Origin of the sequence: Novosphingobium sp., from assembly GCF_965228995.1 — a bacterium.
Taxonomy (GTDB): domain Bacteria; phylum Pseudomonadota; class Alphaproteobacteria; order Sphingomonadales; family Sphingomonadaceae; genus Novosphingobium.
Genome location: NZ_OZ245852.1, coordinates 1,402,318 through 1,419,533, shown reverse-complemented (window position 1 = coordinate 1,419,533; position 17,216 = coordinate 1,402,318). Strand labels below are relative to the sequence as shown.

General features: G+C 65.5%; 19 protein-coding genes and 1 tRNA gene. 14 read left to right on the top strand and 6 right to left on the bottom strand.

Annotated elements, in window-relative coordinates:
- Positions 1 to 3: 3 nt before the first annotated feature.
- From ACO056_RS06645 to ACO056_RS06610, 8 genes are all read left to right on the top strand, one after another.
- Positions 4 to 1,128 carry a DUF3089 domain-containing protein gene (locus tag ACO056_RS06645; protein WP_421853636.1) on the top strand — a complete coding sequence of 375 codons (1,125 nt, stop codon included), beginning with the start codon at positions 4 to 6 and terminating at the stop codon, positions 1,126 to 1,128.
- Positions 1,125 to 1,592, top strand: coding sequence for a Holliday junction resolvase RuvX (gene ruvX / locus ACO056_RS06640; protein ID WP_421853633.1), 468 nt, complete (start codon positions 1,125 to 1,127; stop codon positions 1,590 to 1,592). Before ACO056_RS06645 ends, ruvX begins: the two co-directional genes overlap by 4 nt.
- A gap of 56 nt (positions 1,593 to 1,648) precedes the next feature.
- Positions 1,649 to 2,140: a PaaI family thioesterase gene (locus tag ACO056_RS06635; RefSeq protein ID WP_421853630.1), complete on the top strand. Its 492-nt coding sequence runs from the start codon at positions 1,649 to 1,651 to the stop codon at positions 2,138 to 2,140.
- Entirely contained in the window at positions 2,137 to 2,538 is a 402-nt protein-coding gene (locus ACO056_RS06630) for a PaaI family thioesterase (protein ID WP_421853626.1), read from the top strand. The genes ACO056_RS06635 and ACO056_RS06630 overlap by 4 nt, the downstream gene beginning before the upstream one ends.
- A gap of 351 nt (positions 2,539 to 2,889) precedes the next feature.
- Entirely contained in the window at positions 2,890 to 3,099 is a 210-nt protein-coding gene (locus ACO056_RS06625; RefSeq protein ID WP_067907594.1) for a cold-shock protein, read from the top strand.
- Positions 3,100 to 3,191: 92 nt separating this feature from the next.
- Entirely contained in the window at positions 3,192 to 3,398 is a 207-nt protein-coding gene (locus tag ACO056_RS06620) for a hypothetical protein (protein WP_421853623.1), read from the top strand.
- Positions 3,391 to 3,636 carry a hypothetical protein gene (locus ACO056_RS06615; RefSeq protein ID WP_421853620.1) on the top strand — a complete coding sequence of 82 codons (246 nt, stop codon included), beginning with the start codon at positions 3,391 to 3,393 and terminating at the stop codon, positions 3,634 to 3,636. Before ACO056_RS06620 ends, ACO056_RS06615 begins: the two co-directional genes overlap by 8 nt.
- Before the next feature lie 186 nt (positions 3,637 to 3,822).
- Positions 3,823 to 4,293, top strand: coding sequence for a BLUF domain-containing protein (locus ACO056_RS06610; protein WP_421853617.1), 471 nt, complete (start codon positions 3,823 to 3,825; stop codon positions 4,291 to 4,293).
- 35 nt (positions 4,294 to 4,328) lie between these two features.
- On the opposite strand, the gene ACO056_RS06605 is transcribed toward ACO056_RS06610, so the two are convergent.
- The 5 genes from ACO056_RS06605 to argH all read right to left on the bottom strand — a co-directional run bounded on the left by ACO056_RS06605 (position 4,329) and on the right by argH (position 9,085).
- Entirely contained in the window at positions 4,329 to 4,946 is a 618-nt protein-coding gene (locus tag ACO056_RS06605; RefSeq protein WP_421853614.1) for a DMP19 family protein, read from the bottom strand.
- A 270-nt stretch (positions 4,947 to 5,216) separates the two neighbouring features.
- Complete coding sequence (locus ACO056_RS06600) at positions 5,217 to 5,996, bottom strand: NAD(P)-dependent oxidoreductase (RefSeq protein WP_421853611.1); 780 nt, start codon at positions 5,994 to 5,996, stop codon at positions 5,217 to 5,219.
- Between the two features lie 116 nt (positions 5,997 to 6,112).
- Positions 6,113 to 7,372 carry a diaminopimelate decarboxylase gene (lysA, locus tag ACO056_RS06595; RefSeq protein WP_421853608.1) on the bottom strand — a complete coding sequence of 420 codons (1,260 nt, stop codon included), beginning with the start codon at positions 7,370 to 7,372 and terminating at the stop codon, positions 6,113 to 6,115.
- A gap of 49 nt (positions 7,373 to 7,421) precedes the next feature.
- Complete coding sequence (locus ACO056_RS06590) at positions 7,422 to 7,670, bottom strand: hypothetical protein (protein WP_421853606.1); 249 nt, start codon at positions 7,668 to 7,670, stop codon at positions 7,422 to 7,424.
- Positions 7,670 to 9,085, bottom strand: coding sequence for an argininosuccinate lyase (gene argH, locus ACO056_RS06585; protein ID WP_421853603.1), 1,416 nt, complete (start codon positions 9,083 to 9,085; stop codon positions 7,670 to 7,672). The genes ACO056_RS06590 and argH overlap by 1 nt, the downstream gene beginning before the upstream one ends.
- Here argH and ACO056_RS06580 point away from each other — a divergent pair.
- Positions 9,075 to 9,683: a TlpA family protein disulfide reductase gene (locus ACO056_RS06580; protein ID WP_421853600.1), complete on the top strand. Its 609-nt coding sequence runs from the start codon at positions 9,075 to 9,077 to the stop codon at positions 9,681 to 9,683. The two genes, argH and ACO056_RS06580, sit on opposite strands and share 11 nt — an antisense overlap.
- Positions 9,684 to 9,758: 75 nt before the next feature.
- Here the strand turns inward: ACO056_RS06580 and ACO056_RS06575 are convergent.
- Positions 9,759 to 9,834: transfer RNA gene (locus tag ACO056_RS06575), tRNA-Val, on the bottom strand.
- Between the two features lie 278 nt (positions 9,835 to 10,112).
- On the opposite strand from ACO056_RS06575, the gene ACO056_RS06570 reads away from it, so the two are divergent.
- From ACO056_RS06570 to ACO056_RS06550, 5 genes are read left to right on the top strand one after another with little or no spacing between them, the layout of a single operon-like run.
- Positions 10,113 to 10,202, top strand: a complete 90-nt coding sequence (locus ACO056_RS06570; protein WP_421853597.1) for a potassium-transporting ATPase subunit F — start codon at positions 10,113 to 10,115, stop codon at positions 10,200 to 10,202.
- 13 nt (positions 10,203 to 10,215) lie between these two features.
- Positions 10,216 to 11,898 carry a potassium-transporting ATPase subunit KdpA gene (gene kdpA, locus ACO056_RS06565; RefSeq protein WP_421853594.1) on the top strand — a complete coding sequence of 561 codons (1,683 nt, stop codon included), beginning with the start codon at positions 10,216 to 10,218 and terminating at the stop codon, positions 11,896 to 11,898.
- A gap of 12 nt (positions 11,899 to 11,910) precedes the next feature.
- Positions 11,911 to 13,956 carry a potassium-transporting ATPase subunit KdpB gene (gene kdpB, locus ACO056_RS06560; RefSeq protein WP_421853591.1) on the top strand — a complete coding sequence of 682 codons (2,046 nt, stop codon included), beginning with the start codon at positions 11,911 to 11,913 and terminating at the stop codon, positions 13,954 to 13,956.
- An 11-nt stretch (positions 13,957 to 13,967) separates the two neighbouring features.
- Positions 13,968 to 14,561 (top strand): potassium-transporting ATPase subunit KdpC, encoded by a 594-nt coding sequence (gene kdpC, locus ACO056_RS06555; RefSeq protein WP_421853588.1) that lies wholly within the window; start codon positions 13,968 to 13,970, stop codon positions 14,559 to 14,561.
- Positions 14,558 to 17,200: a DUF4118 domain-containing protein gene (locus ACO056_RS06550; RefSeq protein WP_421853585.1), complete on the top strand. Its 2,643-nt coding sequence runs from the start codon at positions 14,558 to 14,560 to the stop codon at positions 17,198 to 17,200. Before kdpC ends, ACO056_RS06550 begins: the two co-directional genes overlap by 4 nt.
- Positions 17,201 to 17,216 lie beyond the last annotated feature (16 nt).

Sequence of the window (17,216 nt, the reverse complement as noted above, 5' to 3'; positions counted from 1 at the left end):
GCGATGGCCCGCAAGTTCCTCTATTTCGTCGCGCTGCTGATCGTCCTCGTCATCGCAGGGTTGCTGGCCCTGCGCATCTGGTCGGCCGAACTCACCCGCTTCGCGTTCGTGCCCCGCGTCCCGTTCGAAGTGCAGCAGCCCTTGCGCGCAGGCATTTATGACGATCCGGCGATGTGGGTCTCGCGCCCCGGCACCAAGGACGATCCCGCGCAATACCGGCCCGAAGGCACCCCTGCCGTGCCGCAAGGCAAGGCCTATGTGTTCTTCATCCACCCGACCAGCTACCTCGCCCGCGATCACTGGAACGGCCCGATCAACGACAAGGACACCCGCTACCGCACCGCTTTGTTCGTGCGCGGCATCGCAAGCGCCTTCAATGGCGAGGCAGCCGTCTTCGTCCCCTACTACCGCCAGGCGGCGTTCGGCAGCTTCCTCGTCAACCAGCCCGAAACGATCAAGGCCCGGGATGTCGCTTATGGCGACGTGCGCGCCGCCTTCCACGCCTTCCTCGCGGCCATACCCGCCGATGCGCCGATCGTGCTCGCGGGCCACAGCCAGGGCGCGTTGCACCTCATGCATCTCCTCAGCGACGAGGTGAAGGACACGCCCATCGCCAGCCGCATCGTCGCGGCCTACGTGATCGGCTGGCCGATCTCGCCCGCGCACGATCTGCCGCAGACCGGCATGCCCGCCTGCACCGCGCCCGGGCAGACCGGCTGCGCGCTCAGCTGGATGAGCTTCGCCGAGCCGCCCGATGCGCAGCTCATGCTCGCTACCTACCGCGCCGAACCCGGGCTGGACGGCAAGCCCAAGGGCACCGAGCCTGTGCTCTGCACCAATCCGCTGAACGGAGGCAGCGCGCCTTCCGCGCCGGGCACGGCCAATCTCGGCACCATGGTCCCTTCGATGGATCTCACCACCGGCAAGCTGGCGGACCTGCACATTCCGGCGCGCTGCGACGCGAAAAGCGGCCTGCTGATGATCGGCGATGCCCCCGATCTTGGCCCCTATGTGCTGCCCGGCAACAACTACCACGTCTATGACGTACCGCTGTTCTGGCGCAACGTTCGCGCCGACGTCGCGCGCCGCGCCGACGCCTGGCTCGCGCAGCACAAGCCGGCCCGGTGATCACCACCAGTGCGGCAGACCTGCGCGGCGCCCTGCCCGAAGGCGGTGCGCTCATGGGCCTCGATCCCGGCACCAAGACCATCGGCGTCGCGCTCTGCGATACGGACTGGCGCTTCGCCACCGCCGGGCAGACGATCCGCCGCCGCAAGTTCAGCCAGGACAAGGCCGAGCTCGCCGCGCTGATCGCCGCGCGCAAGGTCAGGGGCCTCGTCATCGGCCTCCCGCTTCACATGGACGGCAGCGAAAGCCCGCGCAGCCAGGCCGCCCGCGCGATGGCGCGCAACCTTGCCGATCTGGATTTGCCGATCCTGCTGTGGGACGAACGCTGGACCACGCAGGCCGCCGAGCGCGCGATGATCGAGCAGGACTTCAGCCGCGCGCGCCGCGCCGAGCGCATCGATTCGCACGCCGCCGCGCTCATCCTGCAAGGCGCCATCGATGCCATGGTCGGCGCAGCGTTCTGATCCTGCGCGACAAATGATGGTTGTCAGCCCCGCCCCGCACCGGCACTACGCTTGCCATGAGCAAGGATGAAAAGGCCGCCGGCCTCATGAAGACCATCATGCCGGAAGGGTTCACGTTCGATCCCGAACGCGGCGCCCGCTGGTTCACCCGCGCGGGCCACACCGGCTTCCTCGGCATGGAATACCACGATCACGGCGATGACTGGATCGAGCTCGCCCTCCCCTGGCGCGAGGATCTCGTCGGCGTCGAGGAGACCGGCGTGCTTGCCTCGGGCCCGATCATCAGCTTGCTCGACAACGCCACCTCGATGTCGGTGTGGACGCGGCAGGGCACCTTCAATCCGCAAGTCACGCTTGATCTGCGGATCGACTACGTGCGCGCCGCGACCCCGGGCAAGACGGTGATCGCGCGCGCCGAATGCTATCAGGTGCGCCGTTCAATGGCCTTCGTGCGCGGCATTGCCCACGATGGCGATATCACCGATCCGGTCGCGCACACCGCCGGCATCTTCATGCTGGTCAGCAGCGAAGGGTGGTCGAAGCCATGAACGACTTTCACTTGCCGCCCTATGCCCGCACCATGGGCATGGCAGTCGATCACGTCGAAGACGGCGCCCCCGTCATCGCGATGGATTTTGCCGAACGCGTGCAGGGCCGCCCCGGCTTCCTCCACGGCGGCGCGATCGGCGGCCTGCTCGAAATGGCCGCCCACGCCGCGCTGCGCGCCGAGCTTGACCGGCAGGGCAGCGACTCCCGGATCAAGCCGGTCAATATCAGCATCGAATACTTGCGCGGCGGCGTGCAGGAACGCACTTTCGCGCGCGGCGAAGTCATCCGCGCCGGCCGCCGCGTGGCCAACGTGCGGGTCGAGGCCTGGCAGGGGGACCGGGGCAAGCTGGTCGCGAGCAGTTGGATGAATTTCCTGCTGGCGCCGCCGAAGGCCTGATCCCACTCCCCCTGACCATCGTCGCACATATGCGCCGCGAAGCAATCCAACTTGCAATTTTTTTATAAGCGTTTATAAGAAAATTGCCTCTCGTCGATTGCGACGGATCTGGATGCTGCTTTGCCAGCGCCTCTTCCCTTACATGATGCATGGCTTTTTTGCCGGTATTTGCCGGCCTACCAATGCTGCTCTCGTTGAAGTGAGACGGGCATCGACGTTCTGATTTGAGTTGCTGGAACCCCGGTTCCCACATCTCCGACTCCCTCGATTTCCTTTCAAGTGACGACCAGACGCACGACCCCGTCGGCATTCGCGCCGGCGGTTACTCCCGTTTCTTGAAAGGAAGCGACCATGACTATCGGAACCGTAAAATTCTTCAACGAAGACAAGGGCTATGGCTTCATCCAGCCGGATGACGGCGGCAAGGACAGCTTCGTCCACATCTCCGCCGTGCAGGCCGCTGGCCTCGCCACGCTGAGCAAGGACCAGCGCGTCAGCTATGACGTCGAGACCGGCCGCAATGGCAAGGAATCGGCGATCAATCTCGCCAGCGCGAACTGATCGAGGCGCGCCTGCAGCACCCTGTTCACAGGAAGCTGCGGGCGCCTTCCTTCCGCGCGCCTGCCCTGCCCCTCTGTCCGGAGTCGATGTTGATGGCGTTGTCCTACGAATTTCTCATCGAACGCGCCGAACAGGCGGCCAAGGAAGCATCGGGCGCCATGCTCGATAACGTGCGCGACCGTGCGCTGCGGTCCGAAAAGGCCTGGCGCGCCATGGCCGACCAGCTCCGCGAAGTTGCCAACAACCGCGAAATCGCCCGACTCGAGCGACTTGCCGTACCCCCCATGACAAGTGCCTGAGCAGGCCTCTCACCTGATCGAGGCGCTCGAGGCTTCTGACGTTTCCGCGATCAACGGAATTGTCGCCCTCGCCAACATCCTGCACAAGCGCGGCCTGCTCAGCAGCGCCGAAGCTTCCGCCATGTACCAGAGCATGAGCCTTCCGCTCGGCCTGGCGCGCAACGCTGAAAACCCGGCCGTGCAGGAACTCCAGCTCAATCTCGACCGCCTCTTCGCGCAGGTCGTCGCACCGGATTAGGCGCGCCCGCGCACGATCGGGTCCTCGCAGGACAGTCTGCGCGCCTCCAAATCGTGAAGCACCTGGATTGCCACTCGCCCCGCCAAAGGGGGGGTGAGCCGTGCCTTACGCGGGCGGGCAAGATGCGCTAACCTCACGCCGACCTATCGACCGGCACAGATGCCCGGTGCAAAACAAGGCTCACCCATGTTCGATGAAATCGGTTTTCCAAGAGACCCCGACTTGGAATACGACGCGCCCATGCTGGAGACATTCGTCTATTGCAGCCGCGCCGCCGAAGGGATCGACGACAGCGCAGTCGACCAGATCATCGCCTTCTCGCAGGCCAGAAATGTTGATCGCGGGATTACCGGGGTGCTGGTGTTCGGCAGCGGCATCTTCTTCCAATGGGTCGAGGGGCCGCCCGCCGAGGTGCAAACCCTGATCACGGGCCTCTATGGCGACGCACGCCATTTCGATATCGTCCAGCTCGACCGGAGCGTCGACATGCGCGACCGCATCTATCCCGGCTGGGAAATGGAACGGGTCGAAGCAGGCGACATCCGCGCCGTGCTGCAGGACGCGCTCGACGACGCCGAGGATGAAAACACCATCGCAGCCCTGAACCGCATTCTCGCGCATCTCGATTCGGGGCCGCTGGCCTCGCTTGGCGCTTGATGTCTGGTAGCGTCCCAGTTGCGGACGATTACATATCAGTCTGGGAGAACTTTAAACGGAGTGACTAAGCCATGATCCTCGGCATAGGCGGACAAACGATCGACGAGGCCATCGGGGTCAGCACAGAACAGTTTGTCCAGTTTCTCCAATTCTTGGGAGTTGAATCTATCAGTTTTAGGCGCTGAAAATTCTTTAGATTCCGAATACATAATGCGCCAGCGATCCTCTTGACTCGCCGGTGGAGCAAGAGGCCCGAATATCAATTGAGCCGCTTCTTGGACTATTTTGAGTGTCGAAAAAGCTTGAATCTCCTGCAGACCTCTGACCGCTTGAATATAATATCCGCCTGACATATTTGAAAAATATTGATCAAAACCGCCGTTGTATATCTCACCTTCTAGCAGGGACATCGAGAAATATTTTATCTCTTCAAATGACCAATCTTTCAAATCCTGATCGTGAGAACTGCGTTTTACAAGCGAAATCCAAAGCTCTCTAAACGGATCATATTGTTTTTGACGCTCATAATAAGCGCGTGATGCCTCCATGCTTTTTCGTATGCCTTGCTTGCAGGCCATACACTTACCGCCCGTAGACTCGGCAGTCGTTGGTAAAATAAGGGCACCGCACTCGATGCAAGGCAGCTTTTGCATTGGCCATATCTGCACCAACTGGGAATACTGCGCAATGTCCGCTAGCCACCAAAACTCGTCATTCCCGAGCCGGGGATCTCGACTTCGCTCAACACGAACGGAGAGTGTTGGAATTAGGCCATCCCCAAAACCCGTCCATCCTGAGCATGTTGAAGGACTGTTTTCTTTTGTGGACAAGCGCTTGGCCCAAAGCCAGGAACAGCCCTCCGACAAGCTCAGAGTAGGCGGGGTTGGGGGGAGCGGGGTGCATCTATTGCAGCCGAGCGGGCCTCAAGGCCCCTCGATCACCACCACGATCCCGCCCTCCGGCTCCGCCCCGCCCGGCGCAAGCCGCGCCGCATCCGCGCGCACCCGCGCCAGCACCGCAGCAGGCACATCGGGCCCCGCCACTACCGCATCTGCCTGCCCCAGCAGCCGCGCCTCTCGCAACGTGAGGTCATCCGGATCAGCCGAGCGCAGCGTGATCGTGAACCGCCCGGCCGCGCCATCCGCGCCGCCCGCCAGCCATGCCGCTACATCCTGCGCATCCGCGCCGCGCAAGGGATCAAGTGCACCGCCGTCTTCCAGCGCCGCATCGAGCGCGCGGCGGCGTTCCGGCCCCGTCGGCCAGCGCGCCCGCATCGCCTCTCGCGCAGCGTAGAGCGCCTCGGCCAGCGCCCCCAGCCCTTGCGGCAGCAGCCGCTCCAGCCGCAGGCGCAGCGCCTTGGCCAGCCCCGCCGAAGCCCCGCCGGTGCCCACCGCAATAATCACCGGCGCGCGGTCAATGATCGAAGGTGTGGTGAAATCGCACAGCGCCGGCTTGTCCACCACGTTGACCAGCAGCCCCGCCCCCCGCGCGCGGATCGCATCGGCCTGGCAGGCCCCCTCATCCTCATGCGCGATGAAGGCGAGGCGCGCGCCCGTATCGATGCCTTCGGCCAGATCCTCGATCACTTTGCCGCCCGCGCGGGTCACCAGCCGCCGCTTCGCCTCCGCCGCCTCGCCATGGCCCAGCACCACCACCGGTTGCCCGGCAAGGCGGTGGAACAAGGGTAGGCTGGGGAGGGTCATGCGTGTGGCCTATGCCGCGTCAGGCCCTTCGACAAGCTCAGGGCGAGCGGACCAAAGGGCAAAACCCCGTAACCGCTCGTGCTGAGCTTGTCGAAGCACCGTGCGCAGCATCCGCGTTAAAGGAGGAAGGACGGTACGCGTTCGGCAGACAGAATGGTCGCAGGCTCGATCCGGTCCGCCACCACCGCCCACTTCGCACCATCCACCATCACTTCAGGCACCATGGGGCGCGAATTGTAGGTGTTGGCCATTGTCGCGCCGTAAGCACCAGCGGTGCGGAACACGGCAAGATCGCCCCGCGCCACGACATCAATCTCGCGCGCCATGGCAAAGGTATCGCTCGATTCACAGATCGGGCCGACGATGTTGGCGGTCATCATCTCGCCGCCCGGCGCAACCGCGCTGAAATCGTGCCAGGCATCGTACATCGCCGGGCGCGCCAGATCGTTCATCGCAGCATCGACCACCACCCAGGGATGCAGCGCCCCCTGCTTCACGCGCACGACTTCGGTGAGCAGCACCCCGGTGTTGCCGGTGATGACCCGGCCCGGCTCGAACATCAGCGTCGCGTCCCAGTCCTGCGTCACGCGCGCGACCATCGCGGCGTATTCATCGGGCTGCGGGAAGATTTCCCCCGCCCGGTAAGGCACACCCACCCCGCCGCCGAGGTCCATGTGCGTCACTGCAAAGCCCTCGGCCCGGATCGCCCGCATCAGCGCCCCGGCCTTGATGAACGCCGCCTCGAGCGGATCGAGCTTGGCCAGCTGGCTACCGATATGGAGCGCAAGGCCGCGCAGATTGAGCCCCGGCAGCGCGGAGAGCCGCGCATAGATCCCCGCCGCCCGGTCATAGGGCACGCCGAACTTGTTCTCGGCCTTGCCGGTCGAGATCTTGGCGTGCGTGCCCGCATCGACATCGGGATTGATGCGCAGCGTCGCTGTCGCGGTCAGCCCCATGGCATGGGCGATCTCGGCCAGTTCGAGGCCCTCTTCCTCGCTCTCGAGGTTGAACTGCCCGCACCCCGCCTCGAGCGCACGGCGCATTTCCGCTGCTGTCTTGCCCACGCCCGAAAACACCACGTCCGCCGCCGGAATGCCCGCCGCGAGCGCCCGCTCCATCTCGCCTGCCGAGACGACATCGGCGCCGTAGCCTTCCGCCGCCAACACCTTGAGCACCGCGAGGTTGGGGTTGGACTTCACCGCAAAGGCGAGGTGCACGCGTGGCAGCACCTTCAGCGCATCGCGAAACACCCGCGCGTGGCGGGTCAGCGTGGCGCGCGAATAGACGTAGACGGGCGTGCCCACTTCGGCAGCGATCACGGGCAGCGGCACGTCCTCGGCATGAAGCACGCCGCCGCGATATTCGAAATGATCCATCGGGTATTCCTGAATTTGGGCTCCGGCCAAGGTCCGGAGAGAAAACCTGTTACTCGGGAGGCAGATCGAAGGGATCGTCCTCGCGGTCCTCCGAGCGGCTGCGCAGCTCGATGTTGCGCTGGGGTTTCGCCTGTACCGGCGGCATCAGCAGCATGTCGGGACTGGGTTTGTCCTCACGGCCATAGGGCGCAGGCGGCAGGGCATGGTCCTTGAGCGGCATGAGCTCACGCCGCGCACCGCAGCCCGCCAGCGCGGCAGCCATCCCGGCCAGCAGCAATAGGGTGCGAAGGGTGCGCATCAGGCTTCGATGTCCTCTGGCAGCCCCAGCGCCACGCGCGCCTCGGCGACACGTTTCCTTACCTCATCGGGCGCAGTTCCGCCATGGCTGGCACGCGCCGCTACGCTCGCTTCGACCGAAAGCGCGGCGAACACGCGCTCATCCACCCGCGGATCGATGGCCTTGAGATCCGCCAGCGCCAGCTGATCGAGCGCCACGCCCCGGCTTTCCGCCAGCTTCACCGCGCTGCCGGTGATGTGGTGCGCTTCGCGGAAGGGGATGTTCGCCTGCCGCACCAGCCAGTCGGCCAGGTCAGTCGCGGTTGCATAGCCCAGCTCTGCCGCGCCGCGCATGCGTGTCGTCCGGAAGGTCGCCTCTGCCACCATCCCGGTCATCGCCGCGATCGAAAGCGCGAGCAGCGAAGCCGCCTCGAACACCGGCGGCTTGTCGTCCTGCATGTCCTTCGAATACGCGAGCGGCAGGCCCTTCATCGTGATCATCAGCGCCGTCAGGCACCCCACGATCCGCCCCGCATGGCCGCGCACCAGTTCCGCCGCATCGGGGTTCTTCTTCTGCGGCATGATCGAGCTGCCGGTCGAAAGACTGTCCGGCAAAGTCACGAAACCGAACGGCTGGCTCGCCCAGATCACGAACTCCTCCGCCAGCCGCGAAAGGTGCAGCGAGCACTGCGCCGCCGCCATCAGGAAATCGAGCGCGAAGTCCCGGTCCGATACCGAATCGAGGCTGTTTGCCGTCGGCCCGTCAAACCCGAGCGCCGCCGCCGTGGCATGCCGGTCAATCGGAAAGCCCGTCCCCGCCAGCGCCGCGCTGCCCAGCGGGCACTGGTTCATCCGCACCCGCGCAGCGGCAAAGCGCGACCGGTCCCGCCCGATCATCTCGTAATAGGCCATCAGGTGATGGCCCAGCGTCACCGGCTGCGCGGTCTGCAAGTGCGTGAAGCCGGGCATGATGCTTGCCGCATGCTCGCCCGCGCGGGTGACCAGCGCGACCTGCAGGGCTTCCAGCGCCGCGCCGGTCTGGTCCACCGCATCGCGCACCCACAGCCGGAAATCGGTCGCCACCTGATCGTTGCGGCTGCGTGCGGTGTGGAGGCGCCCCGCCGCCGGACCGATCAGTTCGGCAAGCCGGCTCTCGGTCGTCATGTGGATGTCTTCGAGGTCCCAGTTCTCGGGCACCCCGCTCGCCTCATACTCCGCCGCGACCTGATCGAGCCCCTGCGCAATCAACGCAGCGTCCTCAGCCGTCACGATCGCCTGCGCGCCGAGCATGGCCACATGAGCCTTTGACGCGGCGATGTCCTGCCGCCACAAGGCCTTGTCGAAGGGAATCGAGGCGTTGATTTCGCGCATCACGGCCGAAGGGCCCGCCGCGAAGCGCCCGCCCCACATCTGGTTGGAGCCTGAATTGCCGCTCATATCGCCGCGTCCGCCTGCTGTTCTGGTCCTGCCCCTGGCGCTCCTTGCCACCGGGCTTCTCGCCGGGTGCGATAGGCAAACCCCGCCGGACACGCAACCGCAGAGCACAGCTTCGGCCCCTGCCGCTGCGGCAGAGGGTGCGGGACCTTTCAATGGCACGCTCGATATCTCCAGCCGCGGCGCCGCGCTTCCTGATTTCACCTTCACCGACCCATCAGGCAAGAAGGTCCGCACACTTGATCTCAAGGGCAAGCCGCTGCTGATCAACCTCTGGGCCACATGGTGCGGCCCCTGCGTGCTCGAAATGCCCACGCTGGATGCGCTGGCCGCCGCAAAGGCTGGCAAGCTCACGGTCCTCACTGTCTCGCAGGATCTTGATCAGGCCAAGGCGGTGGATGCCTTCTTCAAGGAGCGCAAGCTCACCCACCTCGCGCCCTGGCTCGATCCCGACAACGCGCTCAGCCAACATTACAACACCGGCGTGCTGCCCACGACCGTGCTCTACGATGCCAACGGCAAGGAAGTCTGGCGCATGATCGGCTCGCACGATTGGTCCGGCCCGCGCACCGATGCGATGTTGGCCGACACGGTGCACTGAAGACGCAGGCCATCCGTTTCGGCATGCGCCGCCAATAAGCAAAGCCTCTGGCCATGATGGCTGGAAGTGGGCGCATGGTGGGCGGTGAGGGGCTCGAACCCCCGACCCTCTCGGTGTAAACGAGATGCTCTACCAACTGAGCTAACCGCCCGGCGTGCCGGAAGCGGCGCTATTGCTAGGTTTTTCCGGTTCGGTCAACAGGAACCGAGCGGCAGGGAGAGGCAGCAAATTGCGTCCTGCGGCGCGGAAAGATGCCATCGATCCCCATTGGCTGAGTGACTTCGGCGCCATCGGCATTGTTGTGCTTGCGGTGCCCGTGGAACCCCTTCCCGCTTTACGCTTCCCTTACGCGGTCGGCGCCGAATGCCTCGCGCGGCTTAACGGGCATTTGTCCTAGGCGGTGGGTCCTAACCACCAAGAGGCCGCCCAATGTCCCTCGACCTAATCCTCGGCGCAATCACGCTCGCTGTCGTCCTGATCTACCTCCTCGCCGTGCTGGCGCGGCCCGAGCGGTTCTGAGGGGGCACGGGCAATGACACTCGCCGGATGGAGCATGATCCTCCTCTTCACCGCGCTCGTCGTGGCGCTTGCGAAGCCCGCAGGCGACTGGATGCATGCGCTTTATGCGCGCGAAAGCCTGCCGGGCGAGCGCGCGCTCTATCGCCTGGCCGGGATCGATCCCAAGGCTGACCAGACCTGGACCGGCTATGCGGTTTCGCTGATGCTGTTCAATCTGCTTGGCATCGCGTTCCTGTTTGCGGTGCTCAAGCTGCAGAATGTGCTGCCGCTCAATCCGCAAGGGTTTGGCAGCGTCGAGACGCTGCTCGCGTTCAACACCGCAGTCAGCTTCGTGACCAACACCAATTGGCAGAACTATGGCGGTGAAAGCACGCTGTCGCACCTCTCGCAGATGCTGGGGCTGACGGTGCAGAACTTCCTGTCCGCCGCCACCGGCATCGCAGTCGCCTTTGCGTTGATCCGTGGTTTCACGCGGCGGCAGTCTGCGGGCATCGGCAACTTCTGGGTCGATCTGACCCGCGTGACGCTCTATCTGCTGCTTCCCGCCAGCATCGTGCTTGCGCTGGTTTATGTCCTGCTCGGAGTGCCGCAGACTTTTGCGGCCTCCGCCACCGCAACAACGGTCGAAGGCGCAAAGCAGGTCATTGCACTCGGGCCAGTCGCCTCGCAGCTGGCGATCAAGATGCTCGGCACGAATGGCGGCGGCTTCTTCAATGCGAACTCGGCGCATCCGTTTGAAAACCCGGGCGCGATCAGCAATTTCATCCAGATGCTCAGCATTTTCGGGCTGGGTGCGGGGCTGACGATCACGTTCGGCAAGGCGGTCGGCAATGTGCGCCAGGGCTGGGCGATCCTGGCCGCTATGCTGCTGCTGTTTATCGGCGGGGTTGCGGTGACCTATGGCGCGGAAGCTGCGGGCAACCCGCTGCACCACGCGCTGGGCCTTGCCGGCGGCAACATGGAAGGCAAGGAAGTGCGCTTCGGCGTCGCGGCTTCGGCGCTCTTCGCCACGATCACCACCGCCACTTCGACCGGCGCGGTGATCGCCGCGCACGATAGCCTCACCCCGCTGGGCGGGATGATTCCCATGTTCAACATGCAGCTGGGCGAACTGGTCATCGGCGGGGTCGGCTCGGGGCTCTATGCCGTGCTGATCTACGCGATCCTGGCGGTGTTCATCGCCGGGCTGATGGTGGGCCGCACGCCCGAATACGTCGGCAAGAAGATCGAGGCGCGCGAGATGAAACTGGCCGTCATCGCTATCGTGGTGCCGCCACTGATGATCCTCGGGCTGACGGCGATTGCGGTCGTGCTGCCAGCCGGGCTGGCCGGGCCCCTCGCCAAGGGGCCGCATGGGTTCAGCGAGATCCTCTATGCCTTCACCAGCGCGGCGGCGAACAACGGTTCCGCGTTCGGCGGGCTGAGCGGTAACACCCCGTTCTACAATCTGCTGCTGGCGCTCGGCATGTTCGTCGGCCGGTTCGGGGTGATCCTGCCCGTGCTCGGCATTGCCGGAGGGCTTGCGGCCAAGCGGGTGATCCCGGCGGGTGCGGGCTCCTTCCCCACGACCGGTGCACTGTGGATCGGCCTTCTCGCCGCCGTGATCCTCATCGTCGGCGGGCTTACCTTCCTGCCCGCGCTCGTGCTCGGGCCAATTGCCGATCAGGCGCAAGTTGCCGCCGGCACGCTGCTTTAAAGGCTATTTGACATGGCAAACCAAACCTCCCCCGCGACTGGGCTGTTCACCGGCCCGCTGATGGCCGCCGCCGCGCGCGATTCCTTCGTGAAGCTCGATCCGCGCACCCTCGTCCGCAATCCGGTGATGTTCGTGACCGGGATCGTTGCGGCGCTTTCCACCGTGCTGCTGCTTAAAGGCATTGTCACCGGCGGCACCGGCCTCGCCTTCCAGGCGCAGCTCGTGTTCTGGCTGTGGCTGACCGTGCTGTTCGGCAATTTCGCCGAAGCGATGGCCGAAGGGCGCGGCAAGGCGCAGGCGGCTTCGCTGCGCTCGACCAAGGCCGATCTCGTCGCCAAGCGGTTGATCGGCAAAGGCGGCGGTTATGAAACCGTCGGTGCGGGCCTGCTCGCGGTGGGCGATCTGGTGCTGGTCGAAACCGGCGATCTGATCCCCGCCGATGGCGAAGTCGTCGAGGGCGTCGCCAGCGTCAATGAGGCGGCGATTACCGGCGAAAGTGCGCCGGTGATCCGCGAAGGTGGCGGCGACCGGTCGGCCGTGACGGCGGGTACGCGCGTCATTGCCGATTGCATCACCGTGCGCGTCACCGCCGCGCAGGGCCAGGGCTTCCTCGACCGGATGATCGCGCTGGTCGAAGGCGCCAGCCGTCAGAAGACGCCCAACGAGATCGCGCTGACCATCCTGCTGGCCGGTCTCACGCTGATCTTCCTGATCGCCGTGGGCACGCTGCCCGCCTTCGCTGCCTATGCCGGGGGCGCGATTGCCGTGCCGGTGCTGGTCGCGCTGTTCGTCACGCTGATCCCGACGACGATTTCCGCGCTGCTCTCTGCCATCGGCATCGCCGGGATGGACCGGCTGGTGCGCTTCAATGTCTTGGCGAAATCAGGCCGCGCGGTGGAAGCGGCGGGCGATATCGACACGCTGCTGCTCGACAAGACCGGCACCATCACGATCGGTGACCGTCAGGCGACCGCGTTTCTGCCTGTCCCCGGCGTTGCGGCAAGCGAACTGATCGCCGCCGCGCGCCTTGCCAGCCTTGCGGATGAAACACCCGAAGGCCGCTCGATCGTGGTGCTGGCAGGTGCCGGAGAGGCGATGCCCGTAGGTGCCGAGCCGATCAAGTTCACCTCGCAGACCCGCGTTTCGGGCTTGCAGATCGGGGAGCGCAGCTTGGTCAAAGGCGCGGTCGATGCGGTGCTGCGCCGCCTTGCGGGTCGCGTCGATCCGGCCGCTGCGGCAGCGCTCACGCTGATCTCGGACGAAATCGCGCGCTCGGGCGGCACGCCGCTCGCGGTTGCTGTTCAGGGCGCCGATGGCGCGCGGCTGCTCGGCGTCGTCCACCTCAAGGATATCGTGAAGGCAGGCATCCGCGAACGCTTTGGCGAACTGCGCCGCATGGGCATCCGCACGGTGATGATCACCGGCGACAACCCGCTCACCGCCGCCAGCATCGCCGCTGAAAGCGGGGTCGATGATTTCCTCGCCGAAGCCACGCCCGAGGACAAGCTGGCACTGATCCGCAAGGAGCAGGAAGGCGGCAAGCTCGTCGCGATGTGCGGCGACGGCACCAACGATGCGCCCGCATTGGCGCAGTCCGATGTCGGCGTGGCGATGAACACCGGCACGCAGGCCGCGCGCGAGGCGGGCAACATGGTCGATCTCGACAGCGATCCGACCAAGCTGATCGAGATCGTCGGCCTCGGCAAGCAGCTCCTGATGACCCGCGGCGCGCTCACCACGTTTTCGATCTCGAACGATGTCGCCAAGTATTTCGCGATCCTGCCAGCGATCTTCGTGGTGCTCTATCCGGGCCTCGGCGCCCTCAACGTGATGCGGCTGGGCAGCCCGGAAAGCGCGATCCTTTCGGCGATCATCTTCAACGCGCTGATCATCCCCGCACTCGTACCGCTGGCGCTCAAGGGCGTGAAATACCGCCCTGCGCCCGCCGGTGACCTGCTGGCGCGCAACCTTGCCATCTACGGGGTCGGCGGACTGATCGCGCCGTTCATCGGGATCAAACTGATCGATCTGGCCGTTACCGGCCTCCACCTCGCCTGAGGACCAGGACAATGTACAATGAACTGCGCAATGCGTTTCGCCCCGCCATCGTTCTCCTTCTCGCGTTCGCCGCGATCACGGGCCTTGCCTATCCCGCACTCATCACCGGGGTAGCCCAACTCGCCATGCCCGCGCAGGCGAACGGCAGCCTCATCACGGAAAACGGCAAGATCGTGGGTTCCGCGCTCATCGCACAGGGCTTCGCTGGCCCGGGCTATTTCCACCCGCGCCCTTCGGCAGCGGGCAAGGGCTATGACGCAAGTTCGTCCTCCGCATCCAACCTTGCGCCAGGTTCGAAGGATTTGCGCGATGCCATCGCAGCGCGCGTCGCCGAAGCGCGCGCTCAGGGCATGACCGGGGTTTCTGTTCCGCCTGACCTGGTCACCACTAGCGCCTCGGGGCTCGATCCCGATCTCAGCCCCGAGGCGGCCCTTTCGCAAGTGTCGCGCGTCGCCAGGGCGCGCGGCCTTGGTGAAGCGCAAGTGCGCGCGCTGGTGGAAAGCGCCACCGAATATCCCTTGCTGGGCATTATCGGCGATCCCCACGTCAATGTCCTGCTGCTCAATCGACAGCTCGACCGGATTGGGGTTACTTCAAAGGGATGACCGAGCCCGCCCGCCCCTCGCCGCAAGCGCTGCTGAAAGCCGCGAAGAAGGAGGCGCGCGGGCGGCTCAAGATCATTCTTGGCGCGGCCCCCGGCGTCGGCAAGACGTTCGAGATGCTGCGCGAGGGCGCGGAACTGCTCAAAGCCGGCACCGATGTGGTGGTCGGCGTTGTCGAAACGCACGGGCGGGCCGAGACCGAGGCGCTGGTCGCTCCGTTCGAAGTGCTGCCGCGCCGCACGATCGAACACGGCGCGCACCGGCTCGACGAATTCGATATCGACGCCATGCTGGCGCGCAGGCCCACCGTTGCGCTGATCGACGAGTTTGCCCACAGCAATGCCCCGGGCAGCCGCCACCCCAAGCGCTGGCAGGACGTGGAGGAACTGCGCGACGCAGGCATCCATGTGCTCACCACGCTCAACATCCAGCATCTCGAAAGCCTGAGCGATGTGGTTGCCGGGTTCACCCGGGTGCGGGTGCGCGAGACGGTGCCCGATGCCGTACTCGATGATGCCGACATCGAAGTGGTCGATCTGCCGCCAGACGAGCTGATCGAACGGCTGAAGGCGGGCAAAGTCTATGTGCCCCAGGAAGCGACGCGCGCACTGGGGCATTTCTTTTCCAAATCAAACCTTTCCGCCTTGCGCGAACTGGCGCTGCGGCGCGCGGCGCAGGCGGTCGATCGTTCGCTGCTCGATCACGTCGATCTCGCGGGCGAAGGCGGCAATTGGGCGGTCGGCGAACGCATTGTCGTGGCCATTGGCGATCAGCCCGGCGGCGAAGCGCTGATTCGCGCGGCCAAGCGCTTTGCCGATGGCATGCACGCCACCTGGACTGCGGTCAGCGTCGAGACCCCGCGCAGCGCGACGCTCAGCGAAGCCGCGCGGGACCGGATGGCAAGCGCGCTCAAGCTCGCGGCCAGCCTCGGCGCGGGGATCGCGACCGTGCCTGCACGCTCGGTGTTCGAGGGCCTGCGCGCGCATATCCTCGAAACGCGCGCGACCGCTGTGGTGATCGGCAAATCGCGCCGCAGCTGGTGGTTTCAGCTGCAGCACGGTTCGGTGGTCGATCAACTGGTCCGCGAACTCGAAAACGTCGCAGTCCATGTGGTGCCGATCAACCTTGCCCCAGCCCCCGAAGGCGAAACCTCGGTGCAGCGGCCTCCGGCCCTGCGCGGCATCGCCGCTGGGTTGGGGATGGTGGCAGCCACCACCGCCGGAGCGGTTGCGGTAAGCCCCGTGGTCGGCGCAAACTCGATCGATATCATCTATTTACTGCCCGTCATCGCCGCGGCCACGCTGTTCGGCTTGCGCGCTTCGCTCGTTGCCAGCATCGCGGCGGCGCTGGCCTACAACTTCTTTTTCCTGCCCCCGCTCTACACCTTCACGATCAGCGATCCGCAGAATGTTGTGACCCTGCTGGTGCTGATTGTTGTCGCCGTGGTCGCAAGCCAGCTGACAGGCCGCCTGAAGCGCGAGGCCACCATCGGCGCGCGCACCGCAACTGAAAACGCGGCGCTCGCAGCCTTCGGGCAGCGCCTCGCCGCCGTATCAGACGATGCCGGCACCGCCGAGGCCGTGTGCGAAGAAGTGGCGCGCTTGCTGGGTGTGGCGACGGTGCTGCTCGCGCGCGAGCGCGGCGGTATCGAACCGGTCTCCGCCAGTCCGCCGGGGCCGCTGCTTGGCTCGCTGGACATCGCTGCCGCCGAATGGGCGTTCGATCGCGGCGAGATGACCGGACGCGACAGCGGTACGCTGACCGCGAGCGACTGGCAGTTTCACCCGCTCGAAACCGCGCTGGGCGTGCTGGGCGTGCTCGGGGTGGCGCGGCAGGGCGGCGGGGACCCGGTGCCTCCCGATAAGCGCATCCTGTTCACCACGATGCTGGGGCAGGCAGCGCTGGCGCACGAACGACTTAAATTGGAGGCCAACGCCCGCGAAGTCGGCGCTCTCAAGCAGCGCGATGATCTGCGCGCAACTCTGCTGTCCTCGATCGGCCACGATCTCAAGACACCGCTCACCGCCGTGGTCGCCGCAGCGGATGAACTGGCCGCCGAGCACGGCGAAAGTGCAACGTCCGCCACGCTCAAGAGCCAGGCCCGCCGCCTGCGCCGGGTTTTCGATGATCTCGTCGAAATGACCCGCATCGAAGCAGGCGCGCTGGTCGTGAAACGTGAGGCGACCGACCTCACCGATGCAGTGGCCGCCGCCGCGCAGGACTTGCGCGCCGAACTCGCGGGGCATCCGCTGGTGCTCGATGTCCCGCCCAGCTTGCCGCTCGTCGATGCCGATCCGCGGCTGCTCCACCACATCCTGATCAACCTTTTGGGCAATGCCGCCAAGTTCTCGGCAGCCGGCAGCGAAATCACCGTGCGGGCGCGCCGGTCGCCCGATCATCTGGTGCTGGCGGTACTTGATGCAGGGCCGGGACTTCCGGTCGGCCGCGAAAGCACGCTGTTCGACCGCTTCATCCGTGTCGATGGCGATGATCGCAGCGGCGGCACCGGCCTTGGCCTTGCTATCGTCAAGGGCTTTGCCGAAGCAATGGGGCTGCGCGCGTCGGCGCGCAACCGGGCCGACGGCGGCTCGGCATTTGAAATCACCTGGCCCGAAGCCCAGATCCGCCGGCCCCCGAAATGAGCGCCCCGCAATTGAG

Coding starts and splice junctions, on each gene's coding strand:
- ACO056_RS06645 (WP_421853636.1), top strand. CDS start 4: ATGGCCCGCAAGTTCCTCTATTTCGTCGCGCTGCTGATCGTCCTCGTC.
- ACO056_RS06635 (WP_421853630.1), top strand. CDS start 1,649: ATGAGCAAGGATGAAAAGGCCGCCGGCCTCATGAAGACCATCATGCCG.
- ACO056_RS06630 (WP_421853626.1), top strand. CDS start 2,137: ATGAACGACTTTCACTTGCCGCCCTATGCCCGCACCATGGGCATGGCA.
- ACO056_RS06625 (WP_067907594.1), top strand. CDS start 2,890: ATGACTATCGGAACCGTAAAATTCTTCAACGAAGACAAGGGCTATGGC.
- ACO056_RS06620 (WP_421853623.1), top strand. CDS start 3,192: ATGGCGTTGTCCTACGAATTTCTCATCGAACGCGCCGAACAGGCGGCC.
- ACO056_RS06610 (WP_421853617.1), top strand. CDS start 3,823: ATGTTCGATGAAATCGGTTTTCCAAGAGACCCCGACTTGGAATACGAC.
- ACO056_RS06605 (WP_421853614.1), bottom strand. CDS start 4,946: ATGCAAAAGCTGCCTTGCATCGAGTGCGGTGCCCTTATTTTACCAACG.
- ACO056_RS06600 (WP_421853611.1), bottom strand. CDS start 5,996: ATGACCCTCCCCAGCCTACCCTTGTTCCACCGCCTTGCCGGGCAACCG.
- lysA (WP_421853608.1), bottom strand. CDS start 7,372: ATGGATCATTTCGAATATCGCGGCGGCGTGCTTCATGCCGAGGACGTG.
- ACO056_RS06590 (WP_421853606.1), bottom strand. CDS start 7,670: ATGCGCACCCTTCGCACCCTATTGCTGCTGGCCGGGATGGCTGCCGCG.
- argH (WP_421853603.1), bottom strand. CDS start 9,085: ATGAGCGGCAATTCAGGCTCCAACCAGATGTGGGGCGGGCGCTTCGCG.
- ACO056_RS06570 (WP_421853597.1), top strand. CDS start 10,113: ATGTCCCTCGACCTAATCCTCGGCGCAATCACGCTCGCTGTCGTCCTG.
- kdpA (WP_421853594.1), top strand. CDS start 10,216: ATGACACTCGCCGGATGGAGCATGATCCTCCTCTTCACCGCGCTCGTC.
- kdpB (WP_421853591.1), top strand. CDS start 11,911: ATGGCAAACCAAACCTCCCCCGCGACTGGGCTGTTCACCGGCCCGCTG.
- kdpC (WP_421853588.1), top strand. CDS start 13,968: ATGTACAATGAACTGCGCAATGCGTTTCGCCCCGCCATCGTTCTCCTT.
- ACO056_RS06550 (WP_421853585.1), top strand. CDS start 14,558: ATGACCGAGCCCGCCCGCCCCTCGCCGCAAGCGCTGCTGAAAGCCGCG.